Consider the following 22,178-nt stretch of genomic DNA (forward strand, 5'->3'; position numbering starts at 1 on the left):
TAAATTTGATAGCATGAAAAGACTGTTGATCCTTACCTTTATTTGTTTGATATCTGCCTTTGTCAAAGTGCAAGGCAAATCATCCTCTACACCTATTATATATATAGATGGAAATGGGGTGATGCGTTGGAGTGACACCCGCCGGGAGGCTTCCTTTTTCGGTGTTAATTATACGCTGCCTTTCGCCCATGCTTACCGTGCCATTGGATATTTGGAACTGGACCGCAAAGCTGCTATAGACAAAGATGTATATCATATCTCCCGTCTGGGACTGAATGCTTACCGTATTCATTTATGGGATGTGGAACTGACAGACGGACAGGGAAATCTCCTCGAAAACGAGCATCTCGACTTGATGGACTACCTGATTGCCAAACTCAAAGAACGCAATATTCATATTGTGATTACCGCGCAGACCAACTTCGGGAACGGATATCCCGAACGAAACATACAGACGGGCGGCTTCTCCTATAAATATGATAAATGCGATATGCACTCCCACCCGGAAGCTATCGCTGCACAAGAAACCTATCTTCATGGTTTGGTGAAGCACGTCAATCCATATACGGGGTTAGCTTATAAAGACGATCCCTCCATTGTTGGGTTCGAAATCAATAATGAACCTTGTCATTCCGGTACGAAGAAAGAGGTAAAAGCCTATATCAACCGGATGCTGAAAGCGATCAATAAAACAGGAAACCGCAAACCTGTATTCTATAATGTAAGCCACAACGGATATGTAGTAGAGGCTTATTACGAAACTGCCATTCAGGGAACTACTTATCAATGGTATCCCATCGGACTGGTATCTGGACAGACACAGCAGGGAAATTTCCTTCCCTATATAGACCGCTATGATATTCCCTTTTCCGATAAAGTGAAAGGATTCGATAAGAAAACACGGATGGTATATGAGTTCGATCCGGCAGATATCATGTATTCTTATATGTATCCGGCCATGGTACGCACTTTCCGTACAGCAGGTTTTCAATGGATTACCCAGTTTGCGTATGATCCGATGGATATCGCTTATGCCAATACGGAATATCAGACTCATTTCTTGAATCTTGCCTATACGCCTCATAAAGCCATCAGTATGAAGATAGCCGCCGAAGCTGCACGCAGTCTGAAAAGAGGTGAATCATACGGCAGTTATCCACAGGACACTTTATTTGGTGACGGTTTTCGTGTCAGTTATACAGAGGACTTGAGCGAATTAAATAATGGAAAGAAATTCTATTATTCCAATTATACCAACACCCAGCCCAAAGATGCGTCACAACTTGTTTCCATTGCCGGTTGTGGCAGTTCTCCGATTATTCGTTATGAGGGAACAGGTACTTATTTCATGGATTGCCTCGAACCGGGAGTCTGGAGACTGGAAGTGATGCCGGACGCGGTAGTGGTGAACGATCCGTTTGCCAAACCGTCACTCGATAAAGAAGTGGTTACCATTGCTTATGGTGCTTGGGACATGGCTCTTCAAATACCTGATTTAGGGATGGAATTTACCTTTACGGCCCTCAATCAAGGAAATCAGCAGAAAGGAGATGTGACAGACGGGATTATCCGCGGACTTTGTCCGGGTACCTATCTGCTGAAACGTAAAAACTGTACGCCCAAACAGAACTGGCAGGCAGACTCTCAATGGAATTCCATCCGCATCGGAGAATATGTGGCTCCTGCTCCACGTGTGACGGATTATAAAGTCGTTCATACTCCATCGGCAACCACTGAAGCAAATAAAGATTTGACGATTAGTGCACAGGTGGTAGGAACCGAATTCCCGGATTCTGTGATTATCTACACCGATAAGATATCTTTTTGGAATGAGCACAATCCATATATCAAGATGAAACATACAGGCGGATATACCTATCAGGCAACGATACCCGCTACAGAAATAAAGGATGATTGTTTCAGGTATAACATCATCGTATGCCGGGGCAACAGCACTCGCACTTATCCCACAGGAAATTCCGGTTACAGGAATTCATCATCGGGAATAAAGGAAAATCCACTGGACTGGAATTATACTTCCGGAGCCTATTGGACTACTCGTGTTGTTGCCCCAGATAGTGCGATACCACTATTGACTATTACGGACGCAGATAGCCGGATAGAAGCATACACGCTTCCCGAATGGAATGATCTCCAACGTACTTTGGTTGATTCTTCTCCGGTGGAAAAACCTTTGCTCCGGTTCCGGTTTACTCCTAAAGGAGAAAATCCGCACTATTTCCTCCGCACGTTCGTAAAGAACCTGATTGAAGAAAGAAAAGAAAGAGTAAAGGATTGTAGCGTTCTCTGTATCCGGGTAAATCGCACGAAAGCACTTCCGGAAGGACTCAGTGCCGGTTTCGTAACGTCAGACGGATATACTTATAAAAGCCCTTGTCCTGCTCCATCATCGGAGGGAATCATACGGATACCGTTGAAAGATTTACGCCAGACAGACACGGTACTGCTGCCGATAGCTTATCCGACATTCTTGAAACAGTATTTCCATCCGGAAACGGAAATCGCTTTTCTACCGGAAAAGATTGAGAAGCTGGAGCTGTCAATGTCAGGAAACAAGAAAGAGTTAGTTGAAATTGAACTAGGAAATATCTGGCTGGAATAATCGTTCTTAAAGTTCCCCGTTGTCGAAGCCTTTGTTCCTCGGTGAGGAAAGGGTCGTTCATCGGTGAGGAACAAGGTCTTCCTCGGTGAGGAACAAATCTTTCGTCTGAACCACGTCTGAAGCCTTCTGAAAGGGGGTAGCAAACGGAAGGGACAGAAAGAGAAAAGCCGCTGATTTTTAAATAAAAAGTAAAAATAAATCTATTATCAATAACACAGTAATTATGAACAGGAATATCTTAAATCTACGCCATCTGACTGTACTACTTATGTTGTGTACAGCCTTTTTAGGAGGCATCATTCCTGCCTTCGCCCAACAAGGAGGCAAGAAAATCATCGGACAAGTGATTGACGAGAACAAGGAACCGATGATCGGAGTAAGTATCCTCATTGTCGGTACTTCTACCGGAACAGTGACCGATTTCGACGGTAATTATACACTCAATGTGCCACAGGGCAGCAAAGAGTTGCAATTCTCTTATGTAGGATATGAAACAAAGGTAGTACCTGTTCCTGCCAACAGTACTACTTTGAATGTTCAGTTGAAAAGTGATTCACAGGTATTGAGCGACGTTGTAGTAATCGGCTATGGTACGCAGCGTAAAAGTGACCTGACAGGTTCGGTAACTAACGTCAGCAGCAAGGACTTCAACATGGGATTGGTCAGCTCTCCCGAGCAACTGATTAATGGTAAGATTTCCGGTGTGCAAATCATGTCCAACAGTGGTTCTCCCACTGCGGGAAGCACGATCCGTGTGCGTGGTGGTGCTTCACTGAACGCTAGTAATGACCCTTTGATCGTACTGGACGGTGTTCCTTTGGAACAGGGAGGCATCAGTGGTAATGACGGAAACTTCCTTAGCCTCATCAACCCGAACGATATTGAAAGTATGACCATTCTGAAAGATGCTTCTTCGACTGCCATTTACGGTTCGCGTGCATCCAACGGGGTTATTCTGATTACTACCAAGAAAGGAAGTTCGGATAAACTGAAATTTACTTTCAGTACGACCAACTCTGTACAAACCCGCACCAAATTGGCAGATATGTTGAACTACGATGAATTTGTCAATACCATCCAAAGCAAAGGAACCGATGCGCAACGGGCGTTACTCGGCACGGCACACACGGATTGGAACGATGAAATCTATCAGAATGCATTCGGTACGGACAATAATCTAAGTGTTGCTGGAAAGATTACCAAAAACTTACCTTTCCGTGCATCTATCGGTTACTACAACCAGAGTGGTTTATTACGTACTGACAACGCGGAGCGTTACACCGGAAGCATCACACTGAATCTGTCTTTCTTTAAAGACCACTTAAAACTGAATATCAATGCTAAAGGTTCTATCAATAAGAACACATTTGCCAATACAAGTGCCATTTGGGCTGCTTCGACCATGAATCCTACCATTCCAGTATATTCGGGTCTAGACACATTCGGCGGATATACGGAAGCGATTGACAACACCGGTGCTCCCGTGAACGGAGCAGTCATGAATCCGGTGGGACTTCTCAATATGAATGACTCACAAAGTACAGTAAAACGTTTTATCGGAAACATTGATGCAGACTATCGTCTTCACTTTTTCCCCGATTTGAAATTGCATGCTACGTTAGGTTATGACTATGCACAAGGTAAAGGAAGTGTATATGTTCCGGCAGAAGCTGCACAGAATTACACCACTTCCGGTTTGGATTACAGCTATGGCCCACAGAAAAAAGAAAACCGTTTGTTGACTCTGTATGCCAACTACAACAAATTGGTGGAATCCATTAAAAGTAGTTTTGATGTTACAGCCGGTTACGATTATCAGTACTGGAAATCCACGACTCCGCTTTACAGCGAAATGAACACGTTGGGAGAAATACAGAAAACATCGAAAGCCTCTGACGAACGCCATGTATTACTCTCTTATTATGGCCGTTTGAACTACTCGTTCAACTCCCGCTATATGCTGACTACTACTGTACGTCGCGATGCCACTTCGCGCTTCGCTAAAAATGTACGTTGGGGTACGTTCCCGTCAGTAGCATTAGGATGGAGAGTAACAGAAGAATCATTCCTGAAAGACAATAAAGTCATCAGTACGCTGAAAGTGCGTGCCAGTTATGGTGTCACCGGGCAGCAAGACGGTATAGGTAACTACAACTACCTCCCTATCTATACGATCAGTCAAAGTGGTGCAGGCTCTCTTATCGGTGGTACTCCGACTCCTACTTACCGCCCCAAAGCGTATGTACCCAACCTGAAATGGGAAACAACCACTTCATGGAATGTGGGTTTTGACTTCGGTTTTCTCAAAGACCGCATCACCGGTAGTTTCGACTACTACACCCGTCAGACCAAAGACCTGATTGCCACCGTACCTGCTGCTGCCGGTACTACATTCGATCGTAACATCACGACCAATGTCGGAAATGTAGACAGTCAGGGTGTGGAATTCAGTCTGAACGCAACGCCCATACAGACCAAGGACTGGAACTGGGATTTGAGTTTCAACATGACATGGCAGAAGATGAAAGTGAAAAACTTATCACTGACAGCCGGTACGCCTGCCACCAATACTTCCGTAGGTCCATATATCGACAGTTATCAGGTACAGACATTGAGCGAGGGATATGCTCCTTATATGTTCTACGTTTACCACCAACTGTATGATGAAAAAACCGGCAAACCGGTAGAGGGAGCTTACGTAGACCTCGACGGGGACGGACAAATCAACTCGAACGACTTGTACCGCTACCACTCTCCAGCTCCCGACTATATCCTCGGTTTCAGTACCTCATTGCGTTACAAGAAGTGGACATTGAGCACCAGCCTGCGTGCCAATATCGGAAACTATGTCTATAACGCGATGGCTATGAACAGCGGTGCCTGGGAAACTGTCAGCTACAACTCTTACCAGCTGAACAACCTGTCATCAACCTACCTGAAAACAGGATTCCAGACACGTCAATACCTCTCTGACTACTATGTAGAGAATGCTTCTTTCCTGAAAATGGATAATCTCTCATTGGGTTACAACTTCGGCACTATTTATAAAGGATGCAGTCTGAATGTGAGTGCCATGGTGCAAAATGTATTCTGTATCACCAAATACAGCGGCGTTGACCCGGAAGTTCCCAACGGTGTGGACAATTCGTTTTATCCACGCCCACGTACTTTCTCTCTCAACATAGGTATTAACTTCTAATTACTAAAAGCATCGATTATGAAAAAGATATTTTATACAGCCCTTTATTTTTGCAGCGCACTCCTGATGAGTTCCTGCATAGGCGACTTGGACCAATATCCACACGAAGAAGAAACATCTTCTACCATATATACCAGTGCTGCAAACTATAAAGCCGTTCTGGGAAAAATCTATGCAACCATGGTGACCACCGGACAGGAAAAGAATGGTGACAACGATTTGAGTAGTAACAGCGGACAGGATTATATGCGCTGTTTCTTCAACTTGCAGGAATGTGGAACGGATGAAGTGGCTTCTACCTGGCTGTCCGGTGACAACGTGACGGGACTGACGTATTTGAGTTGGGACGCTAACGACCCTTGGGTATCGGATATGTATTACCGTATCTATTACAACATTGCTTTATGTAATGAGTTTCTCCGCAATGCCACCGATGAAAAGATAGCACAGTTCACGGACCAGGAGCAGACTGAAATTCGCATTTATCGTGCCGAAGCCCGTTTCATGCGTGCCTTATTCTACTATCACGCACTCGATCTGTTCCGCAATATCCCGTTTGTGACGGAAAATGACCCGCTAGTCGGATATCTGCCTCCCCGCTATACAGCCCAGCAGATTTTCGATTATATTGAAAGTGAACTGAATGCCATTAAAGATGAAATGCTAAATAAAGCGAACTGTCCTTACGGACGCGCTTCCCAAGGAGCTGCATATACATTACTTGCCAAATTATATCTGAATGCGGAAGTTTATACCCAGACTTCCAAATACAACGAATGTATCAAAGCCTGTAAAAAGGTTATCGAACAAGGTTATCAACTGGAAAGCGATTATTACAAGCTGTTTAATGCCGACAATGACAAACGTACGAACGAAATAATCTTCACCCTCCCGGTAGACGCAACCAATCTCGTGTCATGGGGATCATCCACTTACATTGTTTGTGGCGCAGTGAGCAACACGTCCGAAAAACAGATACCGGAAGATTACGGTGTAAAATCAGGATGGGGTATGTTCCGTGTACGCGGAGAAATTCCTCAACTTTTCTCAGGTAACGAAGAAGCCGACCAGCGATATATGTTCTTTACCGACGGACAAACCCGGGACCTGGAAAAGATAGATGACCAAAGCAATGGCTATTTCGTAGAAAAATGGACTAACCTGACTGATGCCGGACAGACTGCTTCCAACACCGCAGACGGTGGTGTAAATACTGATTATCCCCTATTCCGTCTGGCCGATGTATATTTAATGATGGCAGAAGCTGTGGTACGTGGAGGAACGGAAGCAACTCTGGCAAATGTACTGCCTTATATCAATGAGCTACAGGAACGTGCTTTCGGCGACAACACTCATAACAAAAGCGAGTCTGAAATCAACGAACTGTTTATCATCAACGAACGTGCCCGTGAACTGTATTGGGAGGGGTATCGCCGCACGGACTTGATCCGCTTCAATCAATTTACAACCAACAGCTATGTATGGCAATGGAAAGGTGGCGTAAAAGACGGTAAGGCAGTAGAGAGCAAATACAATATCTATCCGATACCTGCTACCGAACTGACGGCCAATCCAAACTTATACAATGAAAACTATTAATCATATTAATACGGAACAACGATATGAAAAAACTAAATAATCTATTCACTTTACTTTCCGCTCTCCTATTACTAGGTGCTTGCGAGAAAGATGGGGATACCTATTTTCTCTCCAGCCCGGAAGAGAACGAATTGATAGCTTCTGCCAGTTCTGTCGTACTGACAAAGGAGACAGCTAAGTTTTATGCTTTGTCGCTTGCCTGGACTGACCAGACGCTGCAAGTGAGCGATTCAAGATACCAGCCTACCAGCGGTGTACAAACTTCCGTACAGGTTTCACGCACGGAAGATTTCTCCGGGCAGATTCTGGAAACGACCGAAAGTGGAGTATCAAAGACGTACTCTGTCTCCGCCTTAAATATCGTCGCTTATCAGTTGAAAGCTACTCCCGAAGAAGAAGCACCGCTCTATTTCCGGCTTGCCGGAAGAAACGGAAGTAACATCGCTCCTGTATACAGTAATGTGGTAAAAGTCATGGTTACTCCTTATGAAATTGATATGCGATTTGCCAATATTATCAATAAGGGAGACGGCAAGGATTCAGGAAAAGATCTGTATGCAGCCAATGCGGATGGCAACTATATCGGCTTTATGGGAGCCACTTCTTGGGAGGGTTTCTATCTACAGGAAGCCGATGGTACTGTTTGGCACACAGCCAAATCAGGCAGTACGGCTACTCCGTTCTTCCTGACAACTGATGCTGCTGAAGGAACGTGGGATTTGTGGTTCCCCGGTCAATCAGGCTGTTACTATACGAATGTCAATACCACCAAAAAACTATGGACTGCTTTATGGATGCCAACACTCAATGTAAGTGGCATCGACGGAGGTATTACAATGGAATACAAACGTGACAAGAATCAATGGCAGGGTATATTTACTGCTACAGGAGCCGGCACTATCAATATTCAGATGAATGGAACAGGTAAACTATATGATAACACCAGTGTCAGTGGAGCTGATAACAGCATTGATGATACGAAAGCCAAAGATACTCCTTTCGCCTTTAATGGTTCTGCTAATGAATTGACATTCAATACCGGAACAAATGTTTCTGCCGGAAATATTACAGTAAACGTACCAGCAGCCGGAGAATGTACATTGATTATTGACCTGAACGACCCGCAAGCATGGAAAGTGGAAGTGACGGAAGGAGGAAGTGTGGAACCGACTTATCCCTCTTATCTGGAAATGCAAGGTGCCGACTCATGGTGGGGAAAGTTATACCGCAAACTTGAACCCGGTAAAACTGCGGGAACTTATCGCACTGTATTCCAAACCGTCAGCAATGAAAACTTCCAGATAGTAGACCCATCAACAGACACATGGTATGGCTCTGATCCCAACAATCTTTATAGCCTTGCTCTTACAACAGGAGAGCATTACAACATCTGGTTCGATGGTTCCGGCAAGAAAAGTTATACAATCGAAGTAGATTACGTCAACTTGACCTGGAAGCCTACTGAAATCAAACAAATCAATGTATATGGAACTTTCAATGGCTGGTCAACAGCTAAAGACCTGATGATATATGATGAGGAAACCGGAATATGGAGCGCAGAATGCGATATCACCACCATCGGTGACGGATTCTACTTCCTCATGAATACGGATCCCGATCAGATTAACTGGGACTGGAGATTGTACTATACTTCTGAAAGTGGGCTCTATCTAAGTGATCAGAATGGTGATAACATTAAACCCGCCAAGGAGGGTAAATATCGCATTACGCTGGATCTCAACAAGATGGAGTTTACAATGACTGAAATCACTGAATAACATTCTAAGTTCAACAACATGATTATTAATTTCAACAGAATCACTATGATACGAAAATATATAATGATAGCTTCCGCACTACTTTGCGGAAGCATCTTCACCGCTTGTGATGATGATAATGATACTCCGAATTTCCCGGAAAAGACGGAAACCACTTATGATATGTCCGGCTTCGCCCGGGGAGCTGATGTCAGTTGGCTGTCGGAAATGGAAAGTTCCGGATATAAATTCTATACCTCCGATGGAAAAGAACAGGAATGTATGTCTCTGCTTCGTGACCTGGGTATAAATGCAATTCGTCTACGTGTATGGGTGAACCCAGAAAATGACACGGAAGATGTAAAAGGCTGGTGCAATAAGGGTGACGTATTGCTCAAAGCATGGAGAGCGCATAATTTGGGCTATCGCCTGATGATCGACTTCCATTACAGTGACAGATGGGCCGATCCTGTTCAACAAGCCAAACCCAAAGCCTGGGAAAATTATACGGTAGAAGAACTGGAGCAGGCGATTGCCGACCATACCAAAGATGTACTCGGTGCAATCAAAGAGATGGGTATTGATGTGGAATGGGTGCAAGTGGGCAATGAAACTCATCAGGGCATGCTATTCCCCACTGGACAAACAACGAGTAGTGACGGTATTAAAAACTTTGCGAAATTCATTAACTCCGGCTACAATGCTGTTAAAGAGATTTATCCGAATGCGAAAGTGATTGTACACCTCGACCAGGGAAATGATGCCAATCTATACAACCGGATTTTCGGTTATTTGCATGACAACAATGCCAAATGGGACGTCATCGGCATGTCTCTTTATCCGGATATGTACCCGACAGAGGGAGTAGCCGATGATTGGGAAGATATGAACAACAAATGTATTGCCAATATGAAAAATCTGATTGCCAAATACAACACTCCGGTGATGATGTGCGAAATTGGTATTCCCTGGGACTATTCCGAAGCTGAAGACTTTTTCACAGACTTTATGACGAAAGCCAAACAAGTGGAACAATGTCTTGGTGTATTCTCCTGGGAACCGCAGAGTTATGGTGGTTGGAAGAACTATGGAAAGGGCATGTTTGACGATAGTGGTAAACCGACTAACGCATTTAATGCTTTCAAGAGATAAGATTATTGAATCATTTTTTATAACTTTACCCCGAATCCAAAATATTTTATACCTGAAAAGCAAAAATTAACATGAAACACCAAAAACAGTTATTAGCTGTACTTTTGATGGGTGCCGCTTGCACATTGCAAGCGCAACGCAGTGAGACGCTGCTCGAGAAAAACTGGAAATTCAGTAAAGGAGATTTTAAAGAGGCTAGCCAGCCGGAGTTTAATGACACTAAATGGGAGTCGGTCGTTATTCCGCACGATTGGGCGATTTTCGGTCCATTCGATATGAATAATGACCTGCAGAATGTAGCTGTAACACAGAACTTCGAGAAAAAGGCTTCCTTGAAAACAGGACGTACCGGTGGGCTCCCTTATGTAGGCACCGGATGGTATCGAACCAGTTTTGATGCTCCTGCCGATAAGGAGGTGACGCTGCTCTTTGATGGCGCTATGAGCGAAGCACGTGTCTATGTAAATGGAAAAGAAGCTTGTTTCTGGCCTTTCGGCTACAACTCTTTCCACTGTAACGTGACGTCTTTATTAAACAAAGACGGAAAGAATAATACGCTGGCCGTACGTTTGGAAAATCGTCCGCAGTCCTCGCGTTGGTATCCGGGAGCAGGTTTGTATCGTAATGTGCATCTGATCGTGACTGATAAAGTGCACGTGCCTGTATGGGGAACACAAATCACAACTCCTCATGTCAGCAAGGACTTTGCAGCCGTACGTCTTCAAACGAAGATTGATAATGCCGGTGAGAAAACACAAATCCGTATAGAGACAGAGATTCTTTCTCCGGACGGAAAAGTGGTTACCAGCAAAGAGAATACGAGCCGCATTAATCACGGACAACCATTCGAACAAAACTTTATTGTAAATGCGCCCGAACTCTGGTCACCGGAAAGTCCGTCACTCTACAAGGCTGTTTCCAAAATTTACGCAGATGATAAACTGGTGGATACTTACACGACACGTTTCGGTATCCGCAGCATTGAATATATCGCTGATAAGGGTTTCTATCTGAACGGAAAACATCGCAAATTCCAAGGGGTATGTAATCACCATGATTTAGGTCCGCTGGGTGCCGCTATTAATGTGGCAGCGCTTCGCCATCAACTTACATTGCTGAAAGATATGGGATGTGACGCTATCCGTACTTCTCATAATATGCCGACTCCCGAACTCGTAGCGTTGTGTGACGAAATGGGATTTATGATGATGATTGAACCGTTCGATGAATGGGACATTGCCAAGTGTGAAAACGGTTATCACCGTTATTTCAATGAATGGGCGGAACGTGATATGGTAAATATGCTCCATAATTATCGGAATAACCCGTGTGTGATTATGTGGAGTATCGGTAATGAAGTGCCAACCCAATGTAGCCCTGTCGGCTATAAAGTGGCTAAATTCCTACAAGACATTTGCCACCGAGAAGATCCGACACGTCCTGTCACCTGCGGAATGGATCAGGTTACTTGTGTACTTGCGAACGGATTTGCAGCCATGATTGACATTCCGGGACTTAATTACCGTACCCAACGCTATAAAGAATCTTATGACCAACTCCCGCAGAATCTGATTCTGGGTAGTGAGACTGCTTCTACTGTCAGTTCACGTGGGGTATACAAATTCCCGGTAGAGGATAAGAAAAGTACCAAATATGAAGACCATCAATGTTCCTCTTATGATGTAGAAGCCTGTTCATGGTCAAATATTCCGGATGAGGACTTTGCACTGGCCGACGATAACCATTGGACAATCGGACAATTTGTATGGACAGGATTTGACTATCTGGGTGAACCATCACCTTATGATACGGATGCATGGCCCAATCACAGTTCCATGTTTGGTATTATCGACCTTGCCAGTCTGCCTAAAGACCGCTATTACTTGTATCGCAGTGTATGGAACAAGGATGCGGAAACCTTGCATATTCTGCCTCACTGGACATGGCCGGAACGTGAAGGCGAAGTGACTCCTATATTTGTATATACCAACTATCCTACAGCCGAACTGTTTATCAACGGTAAAAGTTATGGTAAACAAAGCAAGAATAATAGTTCGTTGAAGAACCGCTATCGTCTGATGTGGATGGATGCTGTATATGAACCGGGAGAAGTAAAAGTAGTAGCCTATAACAAAGATGGAAAAGCTGTAGCGGAAAAAGTGGTTCGCACTGCCGGAAAACCTCATCACATCGAATTGGTCAGCAACCGTAACGAATTGACTGCAGACGGAAAAGACTTAGCGTATGTGACTGTGAAAGTTGTAGACAAAGATGGTAACCTATGCCCTACTGATAATCGTCAGATAAACTTCTCTGCAAAGGGAGCCGGTAAATATCGTGCTGCTGCCAATGGCGATCCGACGAACCTGGAACAATTCCATCTTCCAAAGATGCATGCTTTCAACGGAATGTTGACAGCTATCATACAAGCTGGTGAAACTGCCGGAGAAATTGTATTTACAGCCAAAGCAAATGGAGTGAAAGCCGGAAATATTCGTATTCAAACGAAATAAGGCATACGCTTTATAAAATCTGATAAGCCACCGGATTTCTTAACTAAAGAGAAGTCCGGTGGTTTTCATATATAATATACTGGACTTTTCACTTTTACGAGAAAAGAAGCAGGTAAATACAGGTTAATATCTATCTTTGCCAAAGAAAACGTTACAGATATGTCGCACAGGATTCACTTCCTTATTTTTACAGGTCTTTTACTGATGTTCTGTTCATGCCGGAAAGAAAACAGGTTTGAATGGCAAGTAAATCAAAGACACATGGAAGTATCTCTGAACAAAGAATCTGATTCGCTCTATGTCATTCATTTGAATACAGACCAACCCTCCCACTCTGTTTGGAAATTGCCTTACCCTGTCTATCAATTTGATTATGGAGATGTTACAGGAGACGGGATGCCGGAAATTATTGTGGGGGTTATCAAGCCTACCCGATTCGATCCCAAACCTGATAAGCGGTTATTCATTTACCGGATTGCAGATGAAGCGTATATCCGCCCACTTTGGTTAGGTTCGAGGGTAGCACAACCTTTGGAAGATTTTAGAGTGATTCGTGAACATACTCCTGTATTGATACGCACCATGGAACGGGAACGAAGTGGAAAATTTCTGATAACGGAATATGCATGGAGAGGTTTTGGTCTGGATTTTAAGGGATATCTGAAACGCGAGATAGAAGAAAAGGAGGCCAAACGCATTCTTGAACGTTAACGTTAGATACTATCATTTATATATAGTAATTTATAGAATAATGAAAAACATGAGACGACTATTATTACTGTCCTGTACACTAATTCTTATTCTCTGCGGATGCAAGAACAAGAACAAAAACACCTCAACGGCATCGGCACAAGATACTGTTATGACTACCACCTCATTATTGACCGATACTGTTCTACCTCAATCTATTGATTTGAAGCAGGATATCAGTCGTTTCTCTTTTCAGGAGTTACGTTTATTACGTAGTTATCCATACGCTATACATGGTTATCATTTTATGGAAGCGGACATCAATGCTTTCTTCTCGGCCAATACGAAATGGTATAATGATCTTGTCTGGAAGTTATGGGATGAATCGGAGGCAGACGGAGAGAATAAATTTCCGGAAAACTATGATGAAGTCAAACTGACGGCTGAAGAGAAGGCATTCGTAGAACGCATCGATGCTCGCATGGCAGAAATGCGTCAGCAACAGTTTACTCAACGAGACTCTTATTATTTAGGAAATGCAAATAATATAGTCAACCTGTTCCAATTCAAAGATATAGACGAGGCATTACTAGCCAAGTTGCAACAGAACAACTTTGCCATTACAGAAGGAAGTAACTTACAGTTGTTTCATGCTTACGAAGAAAATGATTATCGCCAAGTGCCCAATTTCATCACCACTGACTTATATTTACAGGCATTTCACATGTATTTCTCTTATGTACTGAAAAGTCTGGAGAAACAACACATCATTCCTACTTTGGAAAGACTATGTCTATCACTCAACGCAACTTGCATAAGCATCTCCCGCCAGACAGAAGACGAATCTCTGAAAGATATAGCAGAATATGCCGCTACTTTTTATGCTATCCCTTATTATTTGCTGACAAAGGAAACACCCAATCTCCCTGCTAAGTATCAAAAAGCATATCAACAGGAAATAGAACATATTAATGCACAAGAAGATGATTTCTCGGAGTTTCTTTCATACAAAGATGCATACTTCCCATACAGTCTTTTCAAACCACGCGGACATTATACCCGTGAACCCCAATTACAGGCATACTTTCAGGCTATGATGTGGCTTCAAACTGCCTGTTTTTGCAGAGAACAACAAGAACAACTCAAACAAGCAATCTTTCAGGCTACCGTACTATCTACTTATAAGGATATGACCAGGACACCACTAATGGAACTATACCAACGCGTCTATACACCACTTACTTTCCTGATGGGTGAGACTGATAATCTTTCTCTTCTCGATATTGCACAGATTCTGAAGAAAAATAAAGCAGAATATACTGAAGATGCATTGACTCCGGTTCAAATAGAAAAGGTGAATCAAGCGCTCATTGAACTGGCAAAAAGCAAGAACAGGATCAAACCTAAAATAGAAATCTCCTGCCGGGACAAAATCAACTTTATGCCACAAAGATATCTGGCAGATAATGAAGTACTTCAGGAATTGGTAGATGTCACCCCAAACAGCAAACGTGCTTATCCGAAAGGATTGGATGTCTTTGCCGCTTTCGGAGTAAACTCCGCCGAGACTTTACTGACTGATTTTTACAAAGAAGCGGGCAACTGGAACCAGTATACCGGAGAATTACAAAAACTGAAAGATAAATTCAAAGCTTCCCAGCCTGCACAAGTATCTGTCTACGAATTATGGATGAAAAGTCTGTTCACCATGCAGAAAACGGATAAGAACCAGCCGGGATTTATGCAAACACCCGAATGGGGATACAAGAACCTGAATACAGCTCTGGCATCTTGGGCTGAATTGAAGCATGACGCGATCCTTTACGGAGAACAGCCCATGGCTGCAGAATGTGGAGGTGCCGGACCTCCTGATCCGATCGTAGTGGGATATGTAGAACCGAATCTTCCTTTCTGGAAGAAAATGTCAGGGATTCTGCAAGCCACCCAACTGGTTCTGCAACAAAGCAATTGCCTGACGGATGACTTGAAAGGAAAAACAGAGCAGTTGCAGGACTATGTCAGCTTTCTGATTCAAGTAACAGAAAAGGAACTGCGGGGAGAAAAACTGACCGAACAGGAATATCGCACTCTTGAGTATATGGGAAGTAGTATAGAATATTTCACTCTGTCTGTGCTCGATCCTGATTTACATCTGGATAACTGGTCATTAGTGCAAGGTCCGGACAAGTCGATAGCTGTAGTGGCTGATATTTATACCCGCAACGTGAGGGGATGTGATAAAAATGGAGTACTGCATGTGGCAACAGGAAATGCCAACAATATCTATGTGGTAGTAGAAATAGAGGGTAATCTCTATCTTACCCGTGGTGCCACATTTAGTTACTACGAGTTTGTCCAGCCACTGGATACCCGGCTCACGGACGAAGAGTGGCAGAAAATGCTGGAAGAAAAGAAAGCACCTGCCGTCCCGGAATGGATGAAAAATATCCTACTGGAGAAAGAACCTAAAGTAGATGACAGAGTTTTTTATAGTTCAGGATGCTAATATCCTTTTCCCAAATTAACCGGATTATAGGTAGTATAGGTCTGTTATTGCTTACTGCCTGCCAGCACCCGTCAGAAGAATGTCTCTCTATCGCTTTCACCGGAGATGTTCTTCTGGACAGAGGGGTACGCCAACAGATTCAACGGGGAGGTGTCGAAGATTTATTTGCGTCGGTAGCTCCTCTCTTTCATCAAATGGACGCTACGGTAATCAACCTGGAATGTCCCGTCACTTCGGTTCGTTCGCCGCTACACAAGAAATATATCTTTCGCGCGGAACCGAGATGGATGGAAGAATTGGTTAAAGCCGGCATCAGTCATGCGGCTTTAGCGAATAATCATACTATGGATCAGGGACGAAGCGGATTGACAGATACTTATCAGCATCTCTTATCGGCAGGAATCACTCCGATAGGATATGGTAATACTTCTTCCGAGAGTTGCCAACCCGTAGTGATAAAGAAAGGAAAAATTAAAGTAGCACTCTTCAATTCAGTTACACTTCCTTTGGAGAATTGGGTATATTTAGAAAATGATCCCGGTATTTGCCAGCAAACCACGGAAGAAATAGAAGAGGAAATCAAGGACTTCAAGCAAGAGAATCCCGAAAGTTATGTGGTCGTTATTCTCCATTGGGGAATCGAGTACCAATCCTCTCCTACTCTAAACCAAAGAAAGGGAGCACACCGACTCGTTCGTGCAGGTGCGGATGCTATCATCGGACATCATCCGCACGTCATTCAGAAAGAGGAATATTTCAATGGTAAGCCCATCTTTTATAGTCTGGGCAACTTTGTATTCGACCAACGAAAACCGGAAACATCACAAAGCCAGATTGTGCAGCTTGATTTCACATCTACGACATGCAAAGTTAAAGTGCATCCTGTAACGATCCATCAATGCAAACCGGAAATGCAATAAATCCGGTATGCATTCTTCTGCTGAAATCGGATTATTTACTTCCAAAAGTCACCAACAATCCTTTATGATCCGTAGGCCATACATCAAGCGGTAACAAGAACTTATCCTTAGATGTTTCCTGCACACGCTGCGCGCGTACGATAGACCCTTTCGGACCGAATATGATTGCCTTCTTTGCATCCAGACCATCTCCTTTATAGAAAACAAAATCAATCCGGTCACGCTCGTCGGCTTTTGGAGCCCATGTTATTTTCTCCGGAGTTTTTGCCGGATTATCCGATGGATAAGTAAAACCGGGATGCGTCAAAGGGTTGGGATAAATCTTACGATAACTATCTACAAATCCTGCTTCTTCGAGCAAGGTTGTCACCGTCCAAGGTACGACAAAGCCGTTATGGTCATATAAGTTCTTATTTTTTTCTATCCAGTCACGATGAGAGGGTTCATTAAAATCTCCGCCAACAATTACTGCATAACCATTAGCCAGGTCTTTCTCTGCCTGGATGATAAACAGACGAATTGCGTCGTCCCGTTGAGAAGCGACATTGATTTTGAGAATTTCTTCCACTGAAGTGGGCAAAGGGATTTCTTTCCAAGTGGAGCCATCATATCCACGAGCATTGTAATATGCACAATCCAGATAATCCAGATGCGCTGTATAAACTGCTACTTTACGTCCATTCACAGAGCTAGTTAATCGGTAGATACTTCCATGGTCCCCATTTTCCGGGAAAACTGTCAAAGAATCTGTGATAGGATATTTACTTAGCAAACCGGTATCATAGCTGTAAAAAGAGTAATATTGAAGTCCCTTTTCCTGAAGTGAAGCACAGACACGGGCAGTGAAGTTAGTGTGATTATAATTTCTCACTTCACTGAAAGTTACAAAATCTGGTTTCAAACGAATAATCTCATTGACAATGGCATCATAGCCTCCCGGTATCATTGTTCCCTCCTGCCATACATTCCATTGCAATACTGTAAATTCATTGCCTTTCTGGCTTCTTGCACAAACAGAGACCAGTAGTAAAAGTGTTATCAATAGTAATTTGGTTAATCGCATTTTATTTAGTTTTAAATTCAACTGTTACATTTTAAATAGCTTTCCAGAAAGTTTGGAAATCTCGGTATCTGCCGTAACAAACCAGTTCATCTCCTTCTTCCACTTTCTCATTCCCCGGTAATTCATTCTTCACATGAAGTTCAGTTAGAGAAATACCCAGGCAATTGGTTATCTTATTTGCCCGTTTCAAGCCTATCATTTTTAAATGAAACTCTTCATCCAGATTTAACTCATTCACAAAATACCCTACAAATTTCTTCGGAACCGTGAACTTCACAACATAATAATCCTGATCGATGCGGAACCCTTCCATGTTTGTGCCGAAGTCGAGCAGTTGCACCAGGCTACGGGCTGCGTCTTCTTCCGGAGTCAGGATTCTTTCAAGATCAAAGGCCTCAAGCACCGCTTTATGCACGGCATCAATAGCACGGGCAAAGATGCGGGGAACCTTTTTCTGCTTCAACAAAGCAACAACACGTATCGATGCACCAAAATTCTCACCAATCGCTACAATTACTATATCCACACTATTTAATGGCAACACTGATAATGATTGTTCGTCAGTGGCATCAATGATAAAAGCCGTAGCAACCTTATCTTTGATTGAATCTACACGACTTTCACTAATATCCGCACCAATAATCTCGTGTCCTAACGCAGACAATTCCTCGGCCAGCACATGACCGTAATTTCCTAAACCGATAATAATATACTTCATATCTTTAGTTTATTATAATGTTATCACTCGGATAACGGTATTTTGTATTCTTTTTCTGTTTGACAATTCCCAACATCAATGTTATCAATCCCACACGTCCGATAAACATCAACAAGGATACCAACAACTTACTGGCATCACACAAATGAGGAGTCAGATTCAAACTGGATCCCACAGTACTAAGTGCAGAGACACATTCGAAAGTCAATGCCATGATGGAAACACCCGGTTCGAGTATGCTCAATGTGAAAATAAAAATGAATAGCACTCCCAATGACATGACTACTGTTGCATTGGAACGCCGGATTGAATCGTAAGACAATTCTCTGCCGAACACTTCTACCCGTTCAGTACCACGCAATACGGCTACAAGATTCAGAACCACGACCGCAAAAGCATTCACTTTCACACCACCTGCCGTAGACTGTGAACCACCACCAATCCACATCAAGAATAGATAAACCAATAAAGTCTGCACGCTCAACGATGCCAGATCAACACTACTGAAACCGGCTGTTCGCGGACAAGTGGCGTTAAAGAAGGCTTGAGTCCATTTGTCTGCCAAAGGCATACCGGCAAAAGAAGCATTCCACTCAAAAGCAGCAATAGCTAATGTACCGATTAATAAAAGCAGGAAAGTCATGATTAACACAATCTTCGTATTCAGGTTATAAAGATGCTGCATTTTGTGACGATCCAGTTTGCGTGTACGGACCAATTTCCAGAAACGACGCAGGTGATATAATACAATATCCTTGAAATTGACAAGAATGGGGAAGCCGATACCACCGAAGATTATCAGCAAAGAAACAGAAATAAACAGTCCATTATGATTGGTCATCACCATCGGATTCCCTAAATTACCGGAAAGTGTAGAAAAACCCGCATTACAAAAAGCTGATATAGCATGGAAAGCAGCAAAACCTAACTCGCCTTCCAAAGTCATTCCCAGCGTACCGTGAATACTAAACCAAATCGAAACCATGCCAATCCCTTCAATGACTAAGGTAAAGCCCAATATATATAATAAGGTGGACAGTAATGAACCTAACGAATTGGAACTAACCATATCACGTACAACAAGCTGATTGTAAATGGAGGTGTTTCCCATGAAGAACATGGCAAAGAAACTGGTTAATGTCATCACTCCTAATCCTCCAATCTGAATCAATAGAATAATGACAACTAATCCGGAAGTGGTGAATGTAGTGGATACATCTACCGGAACCAAACCTGTAACGCATACGGCACTGGTAGCCGTAAATAAAGAGTCTACCCAGGTAATACCATTCACCGTGCAGCGCGGAAGCATCAGCAAACCTGCTCCAATCAGGATAATAGCCATAAAACTGACTGCCAATATCAAAGAAGGATTGGTACGCCGTCCCAACAGGCGCACCAGCCCATTGGACAAGTTGAGGAAAGAAAGGACTAGTAATAACAGGAGATGATAAAACTTCCCATGCAGGAATTCCCAAATCTGCAAAATAGCTCCTTCTTCTTCCGGACGGTGAAAAATGACGGGTACTAGAGTAAGATATAATAACCCGCTTAATATCCAGGCTAATCGCCGGTATTGTTTTTTAGTATTCCGGTATTCCAGTGAAATATGTAAAGTAACATCAATCAGAAAGATAATCCAGACTGTTTTATACAATGTCTGCAAATTAGCCACTTCATCTATGGATAAGGGAAAACCGTGTTCATATACTACTCCGACAATCAACAACAGAGATGCCAGATAGGTGAGTGCTTCTACCAGTCCTAACAGGATACGTACATAGGGTTTTAGCAGTTTATTTTGATACAATAAAAACTTATGATAAATCTTCATATCATCTTTTTTAACAGGGTCGTGCAAACTTAAGTAAAATAACAATTAGAACCGATTCTTTGTTGACAAAATTTTCTGAATATTAAAAAATTGAGTACTTTTGGCAACAAGAAACTAAAAAACTACAATATTATGAGTGAAAAAAGAAAACGGTATATTTTACCCGAAGAAGAAATTCCACACTACTGGTACAACATTCAGGCTGATATGGTAAACAAACCTATGCCTCCGTTACATCCGGGAACCAAACAACCACTGAAAGCGGAAGACTTGTATCCGATTTTCGCTAAGGAACTGTGTCATCAGGAACTGAATCAGACCGATGCATGGATCGAAATACCGGAAGAAGTGCGCGAAATGTATAAGTACTATCGCAGTACTCCGCTGGTTCGTGCTTATGGATTGGAAAAAGCACTCGGTACTCCGGCTCATATCTATTTTAAGAATGAAAGTGTCAGTCCTATCGGTTCACATAAGTTGAACTCTGCATTGGCACAGGCTTATTATTGCAAAGAAGAAGGAGTTACCAACATCACCACTGAAACCGGTGCTGGACAATGGGGAGCCGCTCTTTCTTATGCAGCTAAGGTTTTCGGTTTGGAAGCTGCTGTTTATCAGGTAAAAATCAGTTATGAACAAAAGCCATACCGCCGCAGCATCATGCAGACTTTTGGAGCACAGGTAACCCCTTCTCCATCCATGTCTACCCGTGCCGGTAAGGATATTCTGACTAAACACCCTACTTACCAGGGTTCATTGGGAACAGCCATTTCTGAAGCTATTGAACTGGCACAAATGACTCCCAACTGTAAATATACGCTTGGTTCTGTACTTAGCCATGTTACTCTTCACCAGACTATTATCGGACTGGAAGCCGAAAAACAGATGGAAATGGCAGGCGAATACCCGGATATCGTAATCGGTTGTTTTGGAGGTGGTTCCAACTTCGGAGGTATCTCTTTCCCATTCATGCGTCACACGATACAGGAAGGAAAAAAGACTCGTTTCGTTGCTGCCGAACCTGCATCTTGTCCGAAACTGACACGTGGTAAGTTCCAGTATGACTTCGGTGATGAAGCTGGATATACTCCGTTGCTACCGATGTTTACTTTAGGACACAATTTTGCTCCGGCCCATATCCATGCCGGCGGTCTTCGCTATCATGGTGCAGGTGTCATCGTTTCACAGTTGCTCAAGGATAATCTGATGGAAGCAGTAGATATACAGCAATTGGAATCTTTCGAAGCAGGTTGTCTGTTTGCACAGTCTGAAGGCATTATTCCGGCTCCTGAATCCAGCCACGCTATTGCAGCAGCTATCCGCGAAGCTAACAAATGCAAGGAGACAGGAGAAGAAAAAGTGATTCTGTTCAACCTTTCCGGACATGGACTGATTGATATGACTTCTTATGATAAGTATTTGGCCGGTGACTTGGTAAACTATTCATTGACTGATGATGATATTCAGAAGAATTTAGACGAAATAGGAGATTTAGCTAAATAAATAACCTGTTAGTTTCAAGTTTCACCACAGATTACATAAAAGAAACATCGATTCTGCATTGATAATCTTTGAATTACAATCAAATCCGTGCTAATTTTATG

Annotated in this window: 13 protein-coding genes; 10 read left to right on the forward strand and 3 right to left on the reverse strand. The window is 43.1% G+C overall.

The window, feature by feature from the left end:
- The first annotated feature begins 13 nt into the window (after positions 1 to 13).
- The 9 genes from AB5217_RS10305 (at position 14) to AB5217_RS10345 (ending at position 16,959) form a co-directional block, all read left to right on the forward strand.
- A complete protein-coding gene (locus AB5217_RS10305) occupies positions 14 to 2,623 on the forward strand; it encodes a cellulase family glycosylhydrolase (RefSeq protein ID WP_032846240.1) in 2,610 nt (869 codons plus the stop codon).
- 223 nt (positions 2,624 to 2,846) lie between these two features.
- Positions 2,847 to 5,822, forward strand: a complete 2,976-nt coding sequence (locus AB5217_RS10310) for a SusC/RagA family TonB-linked outer membrane protein (protein WP_368112780.1) — start codon at positions 2,847 to 2,849, stop codon at positions 5,820 to 5,822.
- Positions 5,823 to 5,840: 18 nt separating this feature from the next.
- Positions 5,841 to 7,421 carry a RagB/SusD family nutrient uptake outer membrane protein gene (locus AB5217_RS10315; protein WP_032846236.1) on the forward strand — a complete coding sequence of 527 codons (1,581 nt, stop codon included), beginning with the start codon at positions 5,841 to 5,843 and terminating at the stop codon, positions 7,419 to 7,421.
- Positions 7,422 to 7,444: 23 nt separating this feature from the next.
- Complete coding sequence (locus tag AB5217_RS10320) at positions 7,445 to 9,199, forward strand: DUF5114 domain-containing protein (RefSeq protein WP_032846234.1); 1,755 nt, start codon at positions 7,445 to 7,447, stop codon at positions 9,197 to 9,199.
- 45 nt (positions 9,200 to 9,244) lie between these two features.
- Positions 9,245 to 10,330, forward strand: coding sequence for an arabinogalactan endo-beta-1,4-galactanase (locus AB5217_RS10325; RefSeq protein WP_032846251.1), 1,086 nt, complete (start codon positions 9,245 to 9,247; stop codon positions 10,328 to 10,330).
- 71 nt (positions 10,331 to 10,401) lie between these two features.
- A complete protein-coding gene (gene galB, locus AB5217_RS10330; protein WP_032846231.1) occupies positions 10,402 to 12,843 on the forward strand; it encodes a beta-galactosidase GalB in 2,442 nt (813 codons plus the stop codon).
- Between the two features lie 261 nt (positions 12,844 to 13,104).
- A complete protein-coding gene (locus tag AB5217_RS10335) occupies positions 13,105 to 13,554 on the forward strand; it encodes a hypothetical protein (protein ID WP_032846229.1) in 450 nt (149 codons plus the stop codon).
- 49 nt (positions 13,555 to 13,603) lie between these two features.
- Positions 13,604 to 16,039 carry a DUF3160 domain-containing protein gene (locus AB5217_RS10340; RefSeq protein WP_032846227.1) on the forward strand — a complete coding sequence of 812 codons (2,436 nt, stop codon included), beginning with the start codon at positions 13,604 to 13,606 and terminating at the stop codon, positions 16,037 to 16,039.
- Positions 16,033 to 16,959 carry a CapA family protein gene (locus AB5217_RS10345; RefSeq protein ID WP_050486441.1) on the forward strand — a complete coding sequence of 309 codons (927 nt, stop codon included), beginning with the start codon at positions 16,033 to 16,035 and terminating at the stop codon, positions 16,957 to 16,959. Before AB5217_RS10340 ends, AB5217_RS10345 begins: the two co-directional genes overlap by 7 nt.
- Before the next feature lie 31 nt (positions 16,960 to 16,990).
- Here AB5217_RS10345 and AB5217_RS10350 read toward each other — a convergent pair whose 3' ends face one another.
- From AB5217_RS10350 to AB5217_RS10360, 3 genes are read right to left on the reverse strand one after another with little or no spacing between them, the layout of a single operon-like run.
- On the reverse strand, positions 16,991 to 18,022 hold the full coding sequence (locus AB5217_RS10350) for an endonuclease/exonuclease/phosphatase family protein (RefSeq protein ID WP_032846224.1): 1,032 nt from the start codon (positions 18,020 to 18,022) through the stop codon (positions 16,991 to 16,993).
- 31 nt (positions 18,023 to 18,053) lie between these two features.
- Positions 18,054 to 18,740 (reverse strand): potassium channel family protein, encoded by a 687-nt coding sequence (locus AB5217_RS10355; protein ID WP_032846223.1) that lies wholly within the window; start codon positions 18,738 to 18,740, stop codon positions 18,054 to 18,056.
- Between the two features lie 4 nt (positions 18,741 to 18,744).
- Positions 18,745 to 20,574 (reverse strand): TrkH family potassium uptake protein, encoded by a 1,830-nt coding sequence (locus AB5217_RS10360; protein WP_009000750.1) that lies wholly within the window; start codon positions 20,572 to 20,574, stop codon positions 18,745 to 18,747.
- A gap of 132 nt (positions 20,575 to 20,706) precedes the next feature.
- Between AB5217_RS10360 and AB5217_RS10365 the strand changes: the two genes are divergently transcribed.
- Positions 20,707 to 22,077 (forward strand): TrpB-like pyridoxal phosphate-dependent enzyme, encoded by a 1,371-nt coding sequence (locus AB5217_RS10365; protein WP_004325359.1) that lies wholly within the window; start codon positions 20,707 to 20,709, stop codon positions 22,075 to 22,077.
- The last annotated feature ends 101 nt before the right edge of the window (positions 22,078 to 22,178 follow it).

It is taken from the genome of Bacteroides sp. MSSM.1001136sp1_RTP21357st2_D2_RTP21359_211015 (genome assembly GCF_040913205.1).
Lineage (GTDB): Bacteria > Bacteroidota > Bacteroidia > Bacteroidales > Bacteroidaceae > Bacteroides > Bacteroides ovatus.